Raw genomic sequence first — 18389 nt, forward strand, 5'->3', positions numbered from 1 at the left:
TGGATGTGACTGCATCCAAGTCTTTTTTATAGGCGCCACAATTTTACGTGCTCTGGTGTCTTTTCTCGTTCCAGCAGGCCATGGAGGTCGGCCACGAACACTTTTTCAGCGCTTAAGTAACGTTCCATGACATGCCATGGTTCTTCGTTTTCGAAGAAGGAGTGATGTGGAACTGCGAGGATAACAGCATCGCAATCTCCGGGAGGAGAGTCTTCGTAAAGTTCAATGCCGAAGTTGTCTTTGGTGTGCTGCGGGTCTGCCAGTGGATCGACGGCGAAGATATGTGCGCCGAAACGCTCTAGTTCCCGGATCAAGTCAATCACTTTGGAGTTTCGGGTATCCGGCACATCGGCTTTGTAGGTTATGCCTAAGACCGCGATCCGAGGTGGCATAGGGCGGGCGAGCTTGACGCAGCCCTGAATGACTTCCGTTGCAATAAAACGGCTCATGCTCTCATTCGTGCCCCGTCCGGCAAGGATCACTTGCGGAGAGAAGCCAAGCTGATGTGCTTTATCGGTCAGGTAATAAGGGTCGACACCGATGCAGTGGCCTCCGACCAGGCCGGGGTGAAATGGTAGGAAGTTCCACTTTGTTGACGCACCTTCTAGAACATCCCGCGTATCAATATCCATGGCATGGAACAGCATGGAGAGTTCGTTCATGAGTGCGATATTGAGATCGCGCTGGGTATTTTCGATGACCTTTGCAGCTTCCGCCACCTTGATGGATGAGGCTTTATAGATGCCAGCTTTGACGATCTTGCCGTAAAGCTCTGCCAGTGTTTCCAAGGCTTCGTCGGAACTTGCTGAAACGATTTTGAGGAGGTTGGAGAGCGTGTGTTTCTTGTCACCGGGATTGATCCGTTCGGGCGAGTAACCAATCTGGAAATCTCTAGGGAACCTCAGGCCAGATTCTCGTTGGAGAAGTGGTACGGCGATTTCTTCTGTAGCACCCGGATAGACGGTTGATTCAAAGACAACAATGTCGTTGGGTTTCATGAACGCGCCAACAATCTTAGAAGCCTTTTTGATTGGTCCAAGGTCGGGGCGTTTGGAGATGTTGATAGGGGTGGGAACTGCCACAATGTGGATCCGCGCCTGCCTGATGTCAGGCGCAGAGTAAGTCAGTGTCAGATTTTTGGAAGAAAGTGCCGTCTTGGTGACGGATGAGGTTCGATCTTTCCCTTCAAGGAGTTCCTGAACCCGGTGACGATCAATGTCGTAACCAATTGTTTTGATACCAGCGTGGGCCAGTGCACAAGCAACGGGCAGACCTACGTAGCCAAGCCCGACAACTGAGACGATTTCTTCCATAAAATGGCACCTTGGGACGTCCTAGACATTGTAGTAATCCCGATACCATTTGACGAAGTTTGCAACCCCTGCCTTTACGGAGGTTTGCGGTTTGAAGCCTGTGGCCTCAATCAGATCTGTTACATCTGCGAAGGTTGCGGCGACGTCTCCTGCCTGAAACGGAAGAAATTCCTTCTTCGCTTCCATGCCCAGTGCTTCTTCGATCGCTGCAAGGTAATCCATCAGCTGAACAGGATCGCTGTTGCCGATGTTAAAGACCTGATATGGCGCACTGGATGTTGCTGGATCAGCGTTTTTGCCATCCCAGTCATCTGAGTGCTGAGGTGGAAGATTTGCAATGCGAACGATGCCCTCGACTATGTCATCCACATAAGTGAAGTCGCGGATCATGTTTCCGTGGTTGAACAGCGGAACAGGCTCACCTTCAAGGATTGCCTTGGTGAACTTGAAGAGGGCCATGTCTGGGCGCCCCCAAGGACCATAAACGGTGAAGAACCGGAGGCCAGTGCAGGGGATGTCAAAGAGGTGCGCATAGGAATGCGCCATCGCTTCATTGGCTTTTTTGGTAGCTGCGTAGAAGGAAACCGGATGGTTTCCACCGCGATGTGTCGACAGCGGCATAGTTTCGTCAAGACCATAAACGGAGCTGGTGGACGCATAGACCAGATGCTTTACAGAGTGGGCGCGAGCGCCTTCCAGAATGGACAGGAAGCCTGTAACGTTCGCGTCTACATATGACTGAGGACTTTCTAGGGAATAGCGCACACCTGCTTGAGCGGCGAGGTGAATGACTTTTGACGGTGCGTGCTGCTTGAAGATGCGCATAACAGCTTCTGCATCTTCAAGTCTGATCCGCTCTTCAGTGAAATGGTTTGAGGATGTGAGGCGTTTCAGTCGCTCTTCCTTGAGTGTCACATCATAGTAGTCGGTGACGCAATCAAGGCCGATGACATGATAACCATCTTGCAACAGACGGAGGGCCACAGCATTACCGATAAAGCCGGCAGTGCCTGTTACAAGTACTTTTTCCATTTCACGTTTCCCGATACTCAGCTGGTTTTTACAAGTAGTTTGTCCAGCATTGGACGCAGCTGAGCGGCAAGCTCCGAATCGTCCAATGCGTAAGCGACATTTGCGGACAAGAACCCTGAGCGAGAACCACAGTCGTAAGTTTCTCCACGGAATTCAACGCCGTGGAAGTCCTGCTGACCCATGAGAGTGAGCATTGCATCAGTGAGCTGAATCTCTCCACCAGCACCAGTGCTTTGGTTTTCCAGCAGGCCGAAGATCTCCGGCTGAAGGATATACCGGCCGTTGATGTAAAGGTTAGAAGGAGCCGTGCCTGGCTCTGGCTTCTCGACCATACCTGTAATGGCGAATGTTTCATCCGCGCGAGGAGCGTCGCGTTCAACAATGCCGTATTTATGCGTCTGATCCCATGGCACTTCCTCAACAGAGATGATGTTGCCGCCGTGACTTTCATAGGCTTCGACCATCTGAGAGAGACAGCCTTTTGGCGCTTTCATCAGCATGTCTGGCAGCAAAATTGCGAATGGTTCGTGGCCGATGATGTCGCGAGCACACCAGATTGCGTGACCAAGGCCCAGCGGTTCCTGCTGGCGGGTGAAGCTTGTTGTACCTGCAGAAGGACGGATTTTTTCAAGCAGCTCTAGCGCGTGTTCTTTGTTTCGGCGGCGTAGCGTCTCTTCCAGCTCATAAGCAATGTCGAAGTGATCTTCGATCACCTGCTTGTTGCGGCCAGTTACAAATACGATGTGCTCGATCCCGGCAGCCCGTGCTTCATCAACCACGTATTGGATGATGGGACGATCCAAAATAGTGAGCATCTCTTTTGGAACGGCTTTTGTTGCAGGCAGGAAGCGGGTGCCCAGACCAGCAACCGGGAGAACAGCTTTTCGTATTGCACGTGTCATATATTTGAATTCCTTAGGTCAAGGAGATCGAAACAGTCATTTTGAAAGCACTTATCGGCAGCGTATTAGGCTCGTCAATGGTATCAAATGAATTTGTCCTAGGACATAATGCTTCGATTGCCCGAAATTTGAATTACTCATTCTTCAGAGATGTTCATTCGCAGTCAATTATCGCGAAATTGTGAAGCTCTCTTGTTTCTCCAGAACATGCTGCTTTAAAAGTTACTTCCAGATGAACAGAAAGCTATCAGGGGTATAGTTGTGATTGAAGGTTTTAAGCTTGCGGCGTTAGAAGCCGGGCAACGAATTCTGGGGATTTATGAGGAAGGCTTTCAGTCTGAGACAAAAGGTGATGGGTCTCCTGTCACGATTGCTGACCAACAAGCGGAAGAAATAATCCTCAATCACCTCTCAACATTTTGTCCGGATGTGCCCGTGATTGCGGAAGAGGCTATGGCTGCGGGTATCATGCCGGAAATCGGATCCTGCTTTATTCTTGTTGATCCATTGGATGGAACGCGTGAGTTCATCAGCCGCAATGGTGAGTTCACAGTCAACATTGCTCTTATTGAAGATGGTACCCCAACAAAAGGCGTCATTTATGCTCCTGTGACGGGAGAGCTGTTCTGGGGCGAAGTCGGGCAAGGCGCTTATTGTGCTGTGGCTAGTGGGCTTGAGCTTGGCGAGGCGACGCAGATGAACTGTTCTGCGTTTTCTGAAGAGTTGCGTGTGCTTGCCAGCCGGTCTCATCGCAGCGAACGCACCAATGCCTTGTTAGAAAAGCTGGACAACTCTTCTATCGTCGCGGCTGGGTCTTCTTTGAAATTCTGTCGTTTGGCTGAAGGAAAAGCTGACTTTTATCCGCGTATGGAGCCAACGATGGAATGGGATACGGCTGCAGGTCAGGCGATTCTTTGTGCTGCTGGTGGCTCTGTTGTTGTGGAAGGTGGAGGACCACTTGAATATGGCAAGCTGAAAACGCCTCAGGACAAGCCCTTCGCAAATCCGTGCTTTTTAGCGGTCGCGGACGAAAAAATTATTTCCCATTATGGCTTAAGGTCGGGTTGGTAAGCTTCGGCTCAGCAATGCTCAACCGTTAAACTCTGGCTCAAGACTTAACGACACGTCCTTTGGAGACCGTGATGGGCATTGATAGCCAGTCGCATCTGCGACGACTAGAAAACGAGAGCATTCATATTATTCGCGAGGTGGCAGCAGAGTTTGATAACCCTGTGATGCTTTACTCCATTGGTAAAGACAGCGCAGTGATGCTGCACCTTGCTCTTAAGGCCTTCTATCCTTCCAAGCCTCCGTTCCCGCTTCTGCACGTGGATACCACGTGGAAGTTCAAGGAGATGATTTCCTTTCGTGACCACACGGTTGAGAAGTACGGGTTGGATCTCATCGTTCATACGAACGAAGAGGGCGTTAAAAACAACATCAACCCGTTTGATCACGGCAGCTCCAACTACACGCACATCATGAAGACGGAAGCGCTTAAAGAAGCGCTGACGAAATACAAGTTTGATGCAGCTTTTGGCGGCGCACGACGCGATGAAGAGAAATCTCGCGCAAAAGAACGCGTTTTTTCGTTCCGTTCTGCGAGCCACGGTTGGGATCCGAAAAACCAGCGCCCAGAACTATGGTCTCTTTACAATGGCCGTATTGCCAAGGGTGAATCCATTCGTGCGTTCCCGCTTTCCAACTGGACCGAGCTGGATATCTGGCAGTACATCCTTGCTGAAGGCATCGATATCGTCCCGCTTTATTTCTCTGCGAAACGTCCCGTTGTGGAGCGCGATGGGACGCTGTTGATGTTAGACGACGACCGTTTCCGGTTGGAGCCGGGTGAGAAGGTTGAGCATCGTGATGTTCGTTTTAGAACCCTTGGCTGTTATCCTCTAACCGGTGCAGTTGAATCCACTGCAGATACTCTTGAAGACATTGTGAGTGAAATGCTGATTGCGCGGACTTCCGAGCGCAGTGGCCGCCTGATTGATCACGACAGCTCTGGTTCCATGGAGAAGAAGAAGCGTGAGGGGTATTTCTAATGAATAAGATCACGCCAGTGGCAGAAGCTTTTGATCTGTCTAACTACATCAACTCCCAGGAATCCAAGAGCTTCCTGCGTTTTCTGACCTGCGGAAGCGTGGATGATGGTAAGTCCACTTTGATCGGGCGTTTGCTTTATGACACGAAGCTGATTTTTGAAGATCAGTTGGCTGCGCTTGAAAAAGACAGCCGGAAACACGGCACTGTTTCAGATGATATCGATCTGGCTTTGCTGGTGGATGGTCTGGAAGCTGAACGTGAGCAGGGCATCACGATTGATGTGGCCTATCGCTTCTTCTCTACCGAGAAGCGCAAGTTCATCGTTGCTGATACGCCGGGTCACGAGCAGTACACCCGTAACATGGCGACAGGCGCTTCCACAGCGGATCTGGCTATCTTGCTGGTTGATGCACGTAATGGTCTGCTGACACAGACACGTCGTCATGCGTTTATCGCGTCGCTGCTTGGTGTGCGTCACGTGGTGTTGGCCGTCAATAAGATCGATCTGGTTGATTATGACCAGACACGTTTTGATGAAATCAAGGCTGACTTTGAGAGCTTCTCATCCGGTTTTGATTTTGACAGCTGCGAAGTTATTCCGCTTTCAGCACGCTTTGGTGACAATGTTACCACCAGCAGTGACAAACTGAGCTGGTTTACTGGCCCAACTCTGCTTGAACATCTTGAGAATGTTGAACTGGGCCATGAGCACAGTGAGGCTGCGTTCCGTTTCCCTGTTCAGTGGGTGAACCGTCCAAATCTGGACTTCCGCGGCTATAGCGGTACGGTTCGTGGTGGTTCTGTCAATGTTGGCGATGAAGTTGTTGTTGCTCAGTCTGGCAAAACCAGCCGTGTTGAGAAGATTGTCACCATGGATGGGGATCAGGTGCGTGCTGACGATGGGCAGTCGGTTACGTTGACCCTGACTGATGAGATCGACATTTCCCGTGGTGATGTTTTGGCTCCTGTACATTCTCGTCCTGATGTGAGCGACCAGTTTGCTGCGCATCTGATCTGGATGTCTGAAAATGCTATGCTTCCTGGGCGACCATATCTTCTGAAATGCGGTACCAAGACTGTTGGTGCGAGCGTGACCGAGATTAAGCACAAGGTCGATGTGAACACGTTTGATCATCATGCGGCCAAAGAACTCTCACTCAACGAGATCGCGTTCTGTAATCTGGCGCTGTCTGAGGTGATTGCTTTTGATCCTTATGAAGCAAACCGTGACACCGGCAGTTTCATCCTGATTGATCGTATGACCAATGAGACGGTTGCTGCTGGTTTGATCTGGTTTGGTCTGCGCCGTGCAACAAACGTCCATCGTCAGGCTTTGGATGTGAACAAGAAGGCACGTGGTGGTCTGAAAGGGCAAAAGCCTGCGGTTCTCTGGTTCACAGGTCTGTCTGGTTCTGGCAAATCAACCATTGCAAATGCGGTTGAGCAGAAACTGCTGAGCTTGGGTCGCCATACCTATTTGCTCGATGGTGACAATATTCGCCATGGCCTCAACAAGGATCTTGGGTTCACTGACGCTGACCGGGTGGAGAACATCCGCCGGGTTGCGGAGACGTCCAAACTGTTTGTCGACGCAGGTCTGATCACGCTGGTCTCGTTTATTTCGCCATTCAAGGCAGAGCGCCAGCTTGCACGTGATCTTTTGGAGAATGATGAGTTCTACGAGATCTTCGTTGATACCTCGCTTGAGGATTGCGAAGCGCGTGATCCAAAAGGCCTTTATGCGAAAGCGCGTAAAGGAGAGATCACTAACTTCACCGGTATCGACAGTGCTTATGAAGCACCGGAAGCGCCGGAATTACATCTGAAGACGCAAGGCCGGACCGTTGAGTCTCTTGCTGATGAGATTGTAGATCGCTTGCTTGCTGATGGCTTTATTGGATCGGACAACACCTGGGTCATCTAAACTGAAAAAGTAACTTCTATTCAAAGCCGGGGGCGAAAGTTCCCGGCTTTTTTGTGTTCGCTCACATTGGAACCGAGATAAGTCTGGGCATTTTCTGAGATGTTTTTTTACCAAACAAACACCCCGCAATTTTTTGAGGAAGCGAGTTCCGCTAGGTTTCGGCCTAACTCAACTGATCTCATTTTAAGGCTATGGGAGGATCAGATGCCGAAAGCGCTTAAAAAATATAAGAATGTCAAAGAGTTCCTTAGCGGTGTGCCTGCCTTCAAAAAGGAAATGGAAAAGAAGCATAAACTGCCAGCCAAGGACATTGATAAGTATGGCAAGCTGACAAGCGACAAGGCGGGCATCGAGAAGAAGTACATGTCGCTTGTTGAAGAAGATCCTAAGCTGAAGAAAATCTCCAGTGACATTGATAGAGCAGAAAAAGCCGTCAAAAGCCTGTCGAAGGCACAGGATGAATACATCAAAGCGCATAATACAGTTGAGCAAATCAACAAAGGTATGAAAACCTTGGAAAATTCTGTCAGGGGAGACACAAAACAGCTTTTGGGGAATGATAAGTACCAGCAGCTTCGTCAACACTTGGATGCTGCGAACAAGAGTTATGCCGCCGCGGAAAAGAAGATTGCTCAAAGAGCGGCTCTTCAAAAGCAATTTGAGCAGCTTTTGGATGTCTACGACAAAGAGAAAGACAAGATCGCAAAGAGTTATGGGGTCACTCTCACGACCGACGCAAAAAGCCTGATCGTGCTTATGGGAAAGAGTGCGGAATACTCGATGATCATCGGATAAGCCAGTTGATGCATAGCAGAAAGTGAGAGTGCTTTTTCTGGCAATCCTTCATGTTGAAGCGGAGCTGGCCTGAGGCTTCGCTTCCAGAATTATGATGTTCTACATGTGATAGAGCTCTCCATGATCACAGTTACACGACATTTTAAAAGCGTTAGTTATTTCCAGAAGTGGGGAGCACGGGTTGTCGGAGATTGGGATCTGAGTAAGGAGGCTCTTGCTCAGTATAAGGCCATCCTTGCCGATCCGGATGCTTTGAGGCCATGGCAGTCCTCTGAAAGTGAGGACTATGAACTCGGTGATCTGATGGAACTGAGAGAGATCGAAGCGGCAGAGGTTGATCAAGAACTTGCTGCTGCTGAAGACGTGTGTCGACACCTCTCAAAGAAACTGATGCGGCTGGAGAGGAACAACAACGGTGCTGAAACCGCCAGATATCAAGCTTTGCAGAGTGAATATGAAGTAACTGCCAGACAATGCGAGTTGTTGGAGGGAAAACTGCAGGCCTTGAAAGTCCAAAGGCAGGAGATCAGCCAAAGCAGGCAGCCCCTAAGGAAACAAAAGAGACGAACTTTAGAGCCGTTGCAGGTCAGCGTTACGAGAACAGATGAGTGCCTCGTTATACGAGTTGGTGGGAGTGTATGCTCCGTCATTCCTTGCAATGAGAATGTGCGCAGGAAAAAGAGCTACAAAAATCCGGATCCGGTCCCAAAGCAGGAGAGGTCGCTGAGAGCGCTCGCCTTGAAGCAAAAGCTACTCAATCAACGCAGATGAAGGGAAGGGTGATAACTTGCAGGTCTGTAAAGTGAGCTTTGCGCTTCCGAAGGTGACGCCCCCTAAAACCCTCTTCAGACGCACAACAGGGTGTTCACGCTCTTGTAATTTGGTGCCAAAGCGCCTAATCAACTTTTGGATTATATTCACGCCTTTAAGGAGATCTCTTCGTGTCTCAACCGAACTCAGAAGTTTCCGTCGGGAACGCTGTCTTTTCAAATGATAAACCGTTCTCTCTGATCGCTGGCCCGTGCCAGATGGAGAGCCGGGCGCATGCCTTGGAAATGGCGCATGCAGTCAAGGAAATTGCAGAAGAGTTGAACATTGGTTTGGTTTTCAAGGCGAGCTATGACAAAGCAAACCGGACAAGCCTTTCTGCCAGTCGTGGCATGGGCATGAAGGGTGGTCTTGAGGTCTTTGCGGAAATCAAAGAGACCTATGGTCTGCCAGTTATCACTGATGTGCACGAACCAAGCCATTGTGCGCCAGTTGGTGAGGTTTGCGATGTGTTGCAGATTCCAGCTTATCTGTGTCGCCAAACTGACCTTCTTGTTGCTGCTGCGAAAACCGGCAGAGCACTGAATGTGAAGAAGGGGCAGTTTCTCGCGCCTTGGGACATGAAAAACGTCATGACCAAGGTCGTTGAGAGCGGCAACTCCAACGTGATGTTGTGCGAGCGTGGCGCAACATTTGGTTACAACACTCTTGTTTCAGATATGCGCGCGCTGCCAATCATGGCTGAGATGGGCGCACCTGTTGTGTTTGATGCAACGCATTCTGTACAGCAGCCAGGTGGCCTTGGTGGATCTTCTGGTGGTCAGCGTGAGTTTGTTGCGACGCTTGCCCGTGCAGCTATTGCGGTGGGCATTGCAGGGCTGTTTGTGGAGACACATGACGATCCTGACAACACAACGTCATCTGATGGCCCGAATATGATCCCACTGAACCGACTCAAAGACCTGCTGAAGTGGCTGCAGGAGTTTGACCGGATCGCGAAAAACGGAAGTTTTACGCTTTAGATATTTCACGGCACCTAAGGTAAGTGACAAAATACTGCGTTTTTACGTAGAGGTGCGACAAAATACATTCGTTTATTCCCAAGGATTTACAGAGGAGTACGGTCTCTTCTCTTCCTTGGGGGCAGCGCCTCAGGTAAAAGCTCTTAGAGCCAAAATTCCACACTCTACAAGTACATTGGAGTACTCTTAGATGACTGCTATCATCGACATTATCGGTCGCGAAATTCTTGACAGCCGCGGCAACCCAACTGTTGAAGTTGATGTGCTTTTGGAAGACGGCTCCTTCGGTCGGGCTGCTGTTCCGTCCGGCGCCTCCACTGGCGCGTTTGAAGCTGTTGAACGCCGCGATGGCGGTGAGCGTTACCTCGGCAAAGGTGTTGAGGACGCTGTTGAAGCTGTAAACGGTGAGATCTTTGATGCAATCGGCGGCATGGACGCTGAAGATCAGATCAAAATTGACCGTGCAATGATTGAACTTGACGGCACCGACAACAAAGGCCGTCTTGGTGCAAACGCTATCCTGGGCGTTTCCCTTGCTGTTGCTAAAGCTGCTGCAGAAGCTGCTGCAATGCCGCTTTACCGCTACGTTGGCGGTTTCGGTGCACGCACTCTGCCAGTTCCGATGATGAACATCATCAATGGTGGTGAGCACGCTGACAACCCAATCGACTTCCAAGAATTCATGATCATGCCAGTGGGCGCAAGCTCCCTGCGTGAATCTGTTCGTATGGGCGCGGAAATCTTCCACACCCTGAAGAAGGGCCTTTCCGCTGCTGGCCACAACACCAACGTTGGTGATGAAGGTGGTTTTGCGCCTGGTATCGGTTCTACTGATGAGGCTATCGGTTTCGTTCTGAACGCGATCGAAAAAGCTGGTTACACCCCTGGTGACGACGTGATGCTTGCATTTGATGCGGCTTCCACTGAGTTCTACAAGGACGGCAAGTACAACCTCAAGGGCGAAGGCAAGATCCTTGGTTCCGACGAGATGGTTCGCTACCTTGAAGATCTGGTTTCCAAGTACCCAGTGTTCTCCATCGAAGACGGTATGGCTGAAGAAGACTGGGATGGCTGGAAGTCCCTGACCCAGGCAATCGGCAATAAGTGTCAGTTGGTAGGTGACGACCTGTTCGTGACCAACTCTGAGCGTCTTGCTCGCGGCATCAAAAACGACACTGCAAACTCCATCCTCGTTAAAGTGAACCAGATCGGTTCCCTGACCGAGACCATGGAAGCTGTCGATATGGCACACCGTGCAAACTACACCTCTGTTATGTCTCACCGTTCCGGTGAAACTGAAGACAACACCATTGCTGACCTGGCAGTTGCATTCAACTGTGGCCAGATCAAAACTGGTTCCCTGTCTCGTTCTGACCGTATGGCTAAGTACAACCAGCTTATCCGTATCGAAGAAGAGCTGGGTGTTCAGGGCGTGTTTGCTGGTCGTTCTATCCTGCGCGGATAAGACCTTTCAGCATCTGCTTGAAATTAAGAAAGCCGGTCCATTTGGACCGGCTTTTTTGCTTCCTACATCCTGCTGAAAATGCCGTATAGAAAGCTTCCAATTTTGAATATGAGCCAGCCTGCAAATAAATAACCCCACATGTAAGGAACGGCCAGAATCCCCCATGCGGCCAACAGACCGAGATCATATAAAGATCCCCCGAAGTCCATTCCATAAATGATGCAGGGACTTACGCCTTGAGAGGAAAATGAACACTCAGTTGTTGAACTGATTATGAAAAGCGCAGTTATACTTAAAAACCAGACGCCGATAGGTATGAGTAGTAGCGTAATGAAGGTTCTAAGGCTCATGCTTGCAAGATTACACTTGCAAGCAAAACAGAGCTATTATTGAAATTCACCAGTTGAACAGGTGATTTTGTCGTCGCAGTTTTCGAAATATGTTCTTGAAGACTGAAGAGCGGAGATTTTCAGCTCGTGCTTACTCGCCAGTTTTCGTTTCTTCCGCGTGGCGGATGGCTGCAGCCAGTGTTTCCGGGTTTTCAGCTCCTGCGACAGCGAAGCGGCCGTCGATGACGAAAAACGGGACACCAGTGACGCCGATTTCGTGTGCGCGGAATACGTCAGCTTCCACTTCCTTGACATCCTGATCAGTGTCCAGAAGATCTGAAACAAGTTTGCTGTTGAGGCCAGCCCGTTCTGCTGCGTCGACAAGAACTTGTTTATCTGTCAGGTCAGCGCCTTCGGTGAAGTAGAGTTTGAACAGCTCTTCGACCATCGCATCCTGCATGCCTTCAGAACGCGCCCAACGGATCAGGCGATGACTGTCGATAGTGTTTGGTGATTTTTTGATGGCTTCGAACTGGAAGTCGATATCTTCTGCCGCACCAGCATCGCGTACGTGGGAGTAGGCTTGTTCTGCTCGCTCAGGTCCGCCAAACTTGTCTTCCAGATACTTTTTGCGATCCTTGCCTTCTTTCGGGAGGGTCGCATCCAGCTGATAGGGGTGCCATTGAACTTTGACGGTGCTTTCCGGCAACATCATGAGGGCTTTTTCCAGTCGGCGTTTGCCGATGAAGCACCATGGGCACATGACATCGGAGATCACATCAATGACAATCGGGGCATTAGTAGACATCTGAATTCTCAGTTATGGGTGTATTCGCATTTGCTCTGTAGCCTATCAGGAAAATCCGATAGATGCTCTGGAAAACTCTCACAGTTTCGTGAGGTCGCAGAAGGGTTTATCCGTTGCCCAAGCCTGTGGTGCGCACCATCACCAGAACGCGGTTGGAGAGTTGCTCCATCCCTTTTTTACTGCGTAGAACGGCAACGGGGCCACGGCCTTCGATGTTGGCGACAAAATCCTCATCACGGCAGACGGCCATGGCGATGGAGAGAACGGTGCCGCTCCAATACATCTGATGCTGGGCGAAGGCCTGTGGGTTGCTGCCTGTGAAACGTTCTATGAGTTCCAGCAGGTTGAGCTCGTAGATGGATTCGCCGCGGCGTTTGGTGGATTCTTCAAGAAGTGTCAGATAGCTGCGGTAGGTCTGTTCTGACAGGTAATCCTCATCATCCTGCCGGGCGAGCCATTGGCTGGAGACCGTGAGGATCGCATCAGTGAGGCGCTGGCGGCGACCTCCGCGCAATGCGCTGATGATGTGGCCTGTGAGAGCCTTATCTGTCACGTCGCCCAGAAGAACATCTGTTGCGCCTGCAGAATAGAGCAGGTGAGCGGATTCCTCATCCACACTGTGGGCGAGGATCGGCAGGTTGAAGTAGCGCGGATCTGCGCGAAGCCGTTCGATCTCCTCACAGGCCTGCCATGCTGGCATATCGATCAGCACGGCCTCAAACCGGCGCGCGGTGAGGTAGTCCTCTGTCATGTCAGAGGTGAAGCCACCAACGATTTCGACGGGCATATCCAGAAGAGCTTGTGTGCGGCCAAAGTGCTTACCGAAACCTGCTACGAGTAAGCCTGCAGATTTCAGCGGACCGAACTCTGTTTTGTATTCTGGGAGAGGTCCAAACAGGCCGCGGCGCAAGCGGGCTTCTTCTGCTCTGTTCGCAAGACGCCTCAGGCCGGCAATACGTGGCAGAAGCACATCTGGCGGAATAGCGTCGCTGACAGTTGCGCTAGGTTTGAGCTCCAGCGGGACTGGGGCGTTGCCATTGGTGATGACGAGCAATGGGACTTCAACGCCCGGGCCTTTTCGGAAACGCTTAATGGTTTGAGTGAGTTCATCCAGCTCTGGCGGGTTTTGCTCTTGCCATGGCAGGAGGATGCAGATTGGGAGAACGCTTGCACCTTCCAGCTCTTCCATAAGCTGCTGGCTTGTTCTGATTGCAACGAGGCGATCAGACAGAACAGTCAAAGGCTCCAACATATCAAAGACATGATTGTGCACTGGAGCTATCAGCAGGATTTTACCCCAGCTGGAATCGTGCGTCTCAGTCTCTAATGGTTGGCTATGCTCGGCCATTCATCCTCTCAGGCAACCGCTTCCACCGGTTTTGGCTGGGAGCGTCTGGTCAATTTCTGTCTGTCTACGCGGCCATCTTTCGTCATTGGCAGTGCGCGCAGCGACAGAATTCTGTGTGGCATCATTGTCAGGCTCACGCGTGATGCGTCGAGGTAGGCGTAAAAGGCTTCTACATCAACGAGAAGACCTTCTGACGGTACCACCGCGACCATTAGGCGTGCACCCATTAATTCATCTTCTACCAGAAAAGCAGCCGCTTCTTTTACCCCCGAGAATTCACTGTATATCTCGTCGAGACGTTCCAGCTCGAGTAATCCGGGGGCTCTTTGACCAGGTGTGCCGAAGCCGTGAATGGCTCCTGTAACTTCATGTACGCCAACAGGGATTTCGGTAATCAGGCCGTGCTCGCCCTGTTCGTTGCTGAAGAAAGTGAGGTGCGAGTCGTTGGATGGCCAGTCTGCATCCGGGACCATCGCGCCCTTGAGTTTGAGGTGATATCCGGTTTCCGCCTTCGCGGATTCCTGTGAGAATTCCTCATTAATTTCAATTGGATCAATATTAATTAGGCATGGTCCATGGGTGGATGTGCTTGGGGCAAACTGATTGCCTGGGATTAATGGCACAGGTTGATCCGAGGTTCCGCGCAGATGTGCCACCATTGCATATTCATCGAGCACATGGAGATCTGTGACGACACCTTTTGCCTGGTATTTTGCAGGCTTTGGTGAGGTGATGGACCATGTGGCAACGGTGTTTGTGCTCCAGCCTTCCAACGCTCCATCGATGTGGGATGCAAGCGGTCCAGGGGTCAAAATATAATTTGCCTCGATGGAGCGTGCATGATCCGTCAATGTGGATAAAGCGTGTGGATGATGGAGATGGAGTGTTCCTTCACTCAGCAGCCAAGGAACCAAACCGGCACCAATCCCTGTAATTCCGCAGAGAATGTATGGCAGCAGAATGCGAGCACCGGGCTCCAGTCTTGTCTCCAGAAACGGCATCAGGCCTGTGGAGACCCAGTGGTTATGACTGCGCGGGATCGGACTGATTTCAGCGCCTGAGTGAACCCATGTGAGCGTTGCCACGTGATTGGCTGGTGCACCTTCGCGCTCAATGACTGGTTCGGCGAAGGAATCTCCGTTTTCGGCCAGCATCGGTGCCATATCAATGAGGCCATCAGGAATGTCACTGCCGAGGCCAAAAACGAAACGCAGTGAGAAAAAGTCGGCTGCCGCATCCCTTGCTTCTTCGCCAAGCATGCGTGTTTCAACGCGATCTGCGGTGATCAGCGCTTTGGCGTCTACCGTGCTGAGTGCGCGTAGGATCTCAGAATGGCGCCAGTGCAGCGGGAAGGGGGATACGATCAGGCCAGCGCGTAATGCGCCGAGAATACAAAGGACGTTATCAACTGTGTTTGGTGATTGCAGGCCCAGAATATGGTCCGGCTCCATGCCAACAGCAGCGAAGAAACCAGCGATCCGGCTGATTTCCTGCTCTGCCTCCGCGTAGGTCAGATGGCGCGGTTTGCCGCCTGTCCATTTTTCTCTGTCGGGTGCATCTACCAGTGCCAAGCGGTTTGGATGTTTTTGCGCCGCACGTCTGAACAGCATATCAAGGGTGATGTTGCCCCAAACTCCTGTTGTGCTGTGGTTTGCAATGGCATCGGTATTTGACAGTATCATTTAAGGTAAGTCCGCTAGGCGACTGAGAAATTCGAGATTCGGCAAGTTGGTTAATAGACACTTTTGTTGAGTAGGCTGCCTTCATCAAGAACGCAGCCTAATTTTTATGTGTTTATCTACTCTTTAGGTGCATCCCACCAGTTGTCGTACTGCATGCCGTATAGCGGTGTCTTCTCCGGATGCTCCACCGTTGTCCAGCGCGCTACCCATTCAGCCGGGGCGTGATAGAGCGGGATTGCATAGAAGCCGGAGATCAGAACACGGTCAAACGCGCGCACTGTGGCAACGAACTCTTCGCGGCTGCGGGCTGCAACCATGGCATCTATCAAAGCATCAATGGCAGGTTCTTTTGCGCCAACGATGTTTCTGGAGCTTTTGGTGTCAGCTGCCTGAGACGACCAACGGGCGTACTGCTCGCCGCCCGGAGATAGTGAAGCGAACCATGTGTTGAAGAGGGCGTCGAACTCAAAGGAGGCACGGCGTTCTTCAAACTGCGCTGCATCCACCATGCGCACAGCAAGATCGATGCCCAGAAGCTTCGCAGTTCGTTGCACGGCCAGAGCGACTTTCTCTTCATCCTGCACACGCACGAGGATCTCGAATGCAAATGGTTCGCCGGTTTCAGCGTTCACCAGTTTGCCCTGATCCAGTTTGTAACCAGCTTGTTTGAACAGGTTCAAAGCATCCCGCAGCACCTTGCGGTCGCGTCCGGAGCCATCAGCTTCTGATGGACGCCATGTGCCAGCAAGGACATCATCAGTTACTACATTCGGGAATGGCTCGAGCAGTTTCTTTTCCATGTCACTCGCAGGGCGACCGATGGAGGAAAGCTCTGAGTTGTCCCAGTAACCGTCCGTACGCTGGTACAGACCGTTGAACAGGGTTCTGTTGATCCACTTGAAGTCGAGCAGCATTCCGAGAGCCTGACGCACACGCTTATCTGCAAATTGCGCGCGGCGGGTGTTGAACGCGATCCCAGTCATGGCTGGAGGCGTGCCACGCTCAAACACATCTTTGACCACTTTGCCTTCTTCAAACGCCGGGAAGTTGCCCGCGCTCTCCCAGAGGCTTGGGTTGGCGTAGATCAGGGCTTCAGTGTCACCTTTGCGGAAGGCTTCCTGCAGGGCGTTGTAATCGCGGAAGTAGTCGACAGTGACTTCGTTGAAGTTATCGAAACCGATTTTCTGCGGCAGATCTTTGGCCCAGTAATCGTCACGGCGCGTGTAGGTGGTACGACGGCCCGGATTGATCTCTGAGAAAATATAGGGACCAGTGCCGACTGGTGGTGTCAGCGTGGTGTTGCCAAAGGTCTTGGGATCGGTTGTCCGGCTGTTGAAGATTGGCGCCAGTGCGATGAGGAGTGGCAGTTCACGGTCGCTGCCGTCTTTAAAGTGCAGCTTTACGGAGCGCTCCCCGGTTTTTTCGAAGTTGACGACTTTTCCGTACCAGCGTGCATATGGCGGGCGGCCATGATCTCGGATGGTTTCCAGAGAAAAGATAATGTCTTCAACGGTTAAAGGATCTCCGTTGGAGAATTTCGCATTTGGATTTAAGCGAAACTCGATCCAGTTGCGTTCTTCCGGCATACGCACGGCTTCTGCAAGGTGTGCATACAATGTGAATGCTTCATCGTTGCTGCGCAGAAGCAGGCTTTCCAGAATGTAGTTGCCCATCTGGCGCTCTTTCATGCCGCGCGCAGAGGTCCATGCCCCTTTGAGGGCAAAGGAATTCAGACTATCAAAAGTACCTTGAACGCCGAGAGAGAGACGACCGCCTTTGGGTGCTTCAGGATTGGCATAGGGCAGGTGGGTGTAATCTACTGGCAGAGCAGGTTTGCCATGCATTGCAATACCATGGCTCCATGGCACCGTATCCTGTGCAAGGGCGGTTGAGTAAGCTAATGTTGCCACACCGGAAAGGACAACAAGACCCTTCGCAAATTTATTTATTCCATTCACATAGGATCGGAAATGAGACATTCGAATTTCTCCTAGGGCGTCCGCAGAAACTAGCAATAATACGATTCTGAGGAAAATTCAGCCTACGAGGCTTTGGAAAAGGACAGTAACCACCCCAATCTATAGGTGGAAAAATGGCTTCGAGGTGTTTAAAGAAGTACATAAGTAGCATTTAACAGGTGCGTTGCCTTTTTTTCAGCTCTGTTCTGAGTATGCTTGGCGCCGAACAAGCAGTCAAAACACTGTTGAACCTAGAAATTGGTTGCTGCGTAATTGCCGGAGGCATCTTTTTGCACCGGATCAAACTTTGAGGAAATTTGGGATGGCCGTTAATTTCAAGGGCGTTCTGACTGGTGGGATTATTGCAGCAATGGCCGCAGTTGGCTTTGCTGGCACCAGTGTTGCACAGAATGCACAAGCAGAAGATGCTTGGGTGAAAGTGTGTAATACTGATCCAAAATCCAAGAAGGAATTCTGCCTTATTACACAAGAACTGCGCACGGACACTGGCCAGTTCCTTGCACAGGCTGTTGTGCGTGAAGTGACCGGCGAAAGCCGCAAACTGCTGCACCTTGCTGTTCCTCCTGGAATGCTGATCCAGCCGGGTCTGCGTGTTCAGGTAGATGGTGGCAAACAGTCTGAAGCGAAATATACAATTTGTTTTCCAAACGCTTGTATTGCCGAAATGGTCATTGATGACACCTTTATCGGTAGCCTGAAAAAGGGTGGCAAGCTGATCATCACCACACTGAACCAGCAGGGTAAGGCTCGTCCATTCGACCTGACCTTGAAAGGGTTCACCCGTATTTATGATGGTGAAGCGATCAAGCCTGAAGAACTCCAGGCAAAGCAGGAGCGCCTGCAGTCTGAACTTCAGAAGCGCGCAGAAGCCGCTCGTCAGAAGCTGATTGAGCAGCAGCGTCAGGCAAACCAGTAATTTGGTTACCGCGCTTTAGGCATCAAAAAACCCGAAGGAGATTTCCTTCGGGTT

15 protein-coding genes are annotated in these 18389 nt (G+C 51.1%); 8 read left to right on the forward strand and 7 right to left on the reverse strand.

What is annotated here, in order from left to right; genetic code table 11:
* Nucleotides 1-26: 26 nt before the first annotated feature.
* From JCM12308_RS20920 to galU, 3 genes are read right to left on the reverse strand one after another with little or no spacing between them, the layout of a single operon-like run.
* Nucleotides 27-1313 (reverse strand): nucleotide sugar dehydrogenase, encoded by a 1287-nt coding sequence (locus tag JCM12308_RS20920; RefSeq protein WP_054784961.1) that lies wholly within the window; start codon nt 1311-1313, stop codon nt 27-29.
* A 21-nt stretch (nt 1314-1334) separates the two neighbouring features.
* Nucleotides 1335-2345: an NAD-dependent epimerase gene (locus JCM12308_RS20925; protein ID WP_054784962.1), complete on the reverse strand. Its 1011-nt coding sequence runs from the start codon at nt 2343-2345 to the stop codon at nt 1335-1337.
* 17 nt (nt 2346-2362) lie between these two features.
* A complete protein-coding gene (gene galU, locus JCM12308_RS20930) occupies nt 2363-3247 on the reverse strand; it encodes a UTP--glucose-1-phosphate uridylyltransferase GalU (protein WP_054784963.1) in 885 nt (294 codons plus the stop codon).
* A 261-nt stretch (nt 3248-3508) separates the two neighbouring features.
* Here galU and cysQ point away from each other — a divergent pair, with 261 nt between their 5' ends.
* From cysQ to eno, 7 genes are all read left to right on the forward strand, one after another.
* Complete coding sequence (cysQ, locus tag JCM12308_RS20935; RefSeq protein WP_054784964.1) at nt 3509-4318, forward strand: 3'(2'),5'-bisphosphate nucleotidase CysQ; 810 nt, start codon at nt 3509-3511, stop codon at nt 4316-4318.
* Between the two features lie 71 nt (nt 4319-4389).
* Nucleotides 4390-5298 (forward strand): sulfate adenylyltransferase subunit CysD, encoded by a 909-nt coding sequence (gene cysD, locus JCM12308_RS20940; protein ID WP_008546802.1) that lies wholly within the window; start codon nt 4390-4392, stop codon nt 5296-5298.
* On the forward strand, nt 5298-7223 hold the full coding sequence (gene cysN, locus JCM12308_RS20945; RefSeq protein ID WP_054784965.1) for a sulfate adenylyltransferase subunit CysN: 1926 nt from the start codon (nt 5298-5300) through the stop codon (nt 7221-7223). Before cysD ends, cysN begins: the two co-directional genes overlap by 1 nt.
* A gap of 204 nt (nt 7224-7427) precedes the next feature.
* Nucleotides 7428-8018 carry a hypothetical protein gene (locus JCM12308_RS20950; protein ID WP_008547185.1) on the forward strand — a complete coding sequence of 197 codons (591 nt, stop codon included), beginning with the start codon at nt 7428-7430 and terminating at the stop codon, nt 8016-8018.
* 120 nt (nt 8019-8138) lie between these two features.
* Nucleotides 8139-8789, forward strand: a complete 651-nt coding sequence (locus JCM12308_RS20955; protein ID WP_128647451.1) for a hypothetical protein — start codon at nt 8139-8141, stop codon at nt 8787-8789.
* 170 nt (nt 8790-8959) lie between these two features.
* Nucleotides 8960-9808, forward strand: a complete 849-nt coding sequence (kdsA, locus tag JCM12308_RS20960; protein ID WP_008547281.1) for a 3-deoxy-8-phosphooctulonate synthase — start codon at nt 8960-8962, stop codon at nt 9806-9808.
* A 190-nt stretch (nt 9809-9998) separates the two neighbouring features.
* On the forward strand, nt 9999-11273 hold the full coding sequence (gene eno, locus JCM12308_RS20965) for a phosphopyruvate hydratase (RefSeq protein WP_014285757.1): 1275 nt from the start codon (nt 9999-10001) through the stop codon (nt 11271-11273).
* A gap of 480 nt (nt 11274-11753) precedes the next feature.
* Here the strand turns inward: eno and JCM12308_RS20970 are convergent, their stop codons facing one another.
* The 4 genes from JCM12308_RS20970 to JCM12308_RS20985 form a co-directional block, all read right to left on the reverse strand.
* Nucleotides 11754-12410 (reverse strand): DsbA family oxidoreductase, encoded by a 657-nt coding sequence (locus JCM12308_RS20970; protein WP_054784967.1) that lies wholly within the window; start codon nt 12408-12410, stop codon nt 11754-11756.
* Nucleotides 12411-12516: 106 nt separating this feature from the next.
* Nucleotides 12517-13758, reverse strand: coding sequence for a response regulator transcription factor (locus JCM12308_RS20975; RefSeq protein ID WP_054784968.1), 1242 nt, complete (start codon nt 13756-13758; stop codon nt 12517-12519).
* 8 nt (nt 13759-13766) lie between these two features.
* Nucleotides 13767-15440 (reverse strand): class I adenylate-forming enzyme family protein, encoded by a 1674-nt coding sequence (locus JCM12308_RS20980; RefSeq protein ID WP_054784969.1) that lies wholly within the window; start codon nt 15438-15440, stop codon nt 13767-13769.
* A 116-nt stretch (nt 15441-15556) separates the two neighbouring features.
* Nucleotides 15557-17419: an extracellular solute-binding protein gene (locus JCM12308_RS20985; RefSeq protein WP_054784970.1), complete on the reverse strand. Its 1863-nt coding sequence runs from the start codon at nt 17417-17419 to the stop codon at nt 15557-15559.
* Nucleotides 17420-17720: 301 nt separating this feature from the next.
* On the opposite strand from JCM12308_RS20985, the gene JCM12308_RS20990 reads away from it, so the two are divergent.
* Entirely contained in the window at nt 17721-18335 is a 615-nt protein-coding gene (locus JCM12308_RS20990) for an invasion associated locus B family protein (protein ID WP_008546562.1), read from the forward strand.
* Nucleotides 18336-18389 lie beyond the last annotated feature (54 nt).

Origin of the sequence: Pseudovibrio denitrificans JCM 12308 (genome assembly GCF_001310815.1) — a bacterium.
GTDB lineage: Bacteria > Pseudomonadota > Alphaproteobacteria > Rhizobiales > Stappiaceae > Pseudovibrio > Pseudovibrio denitrificans.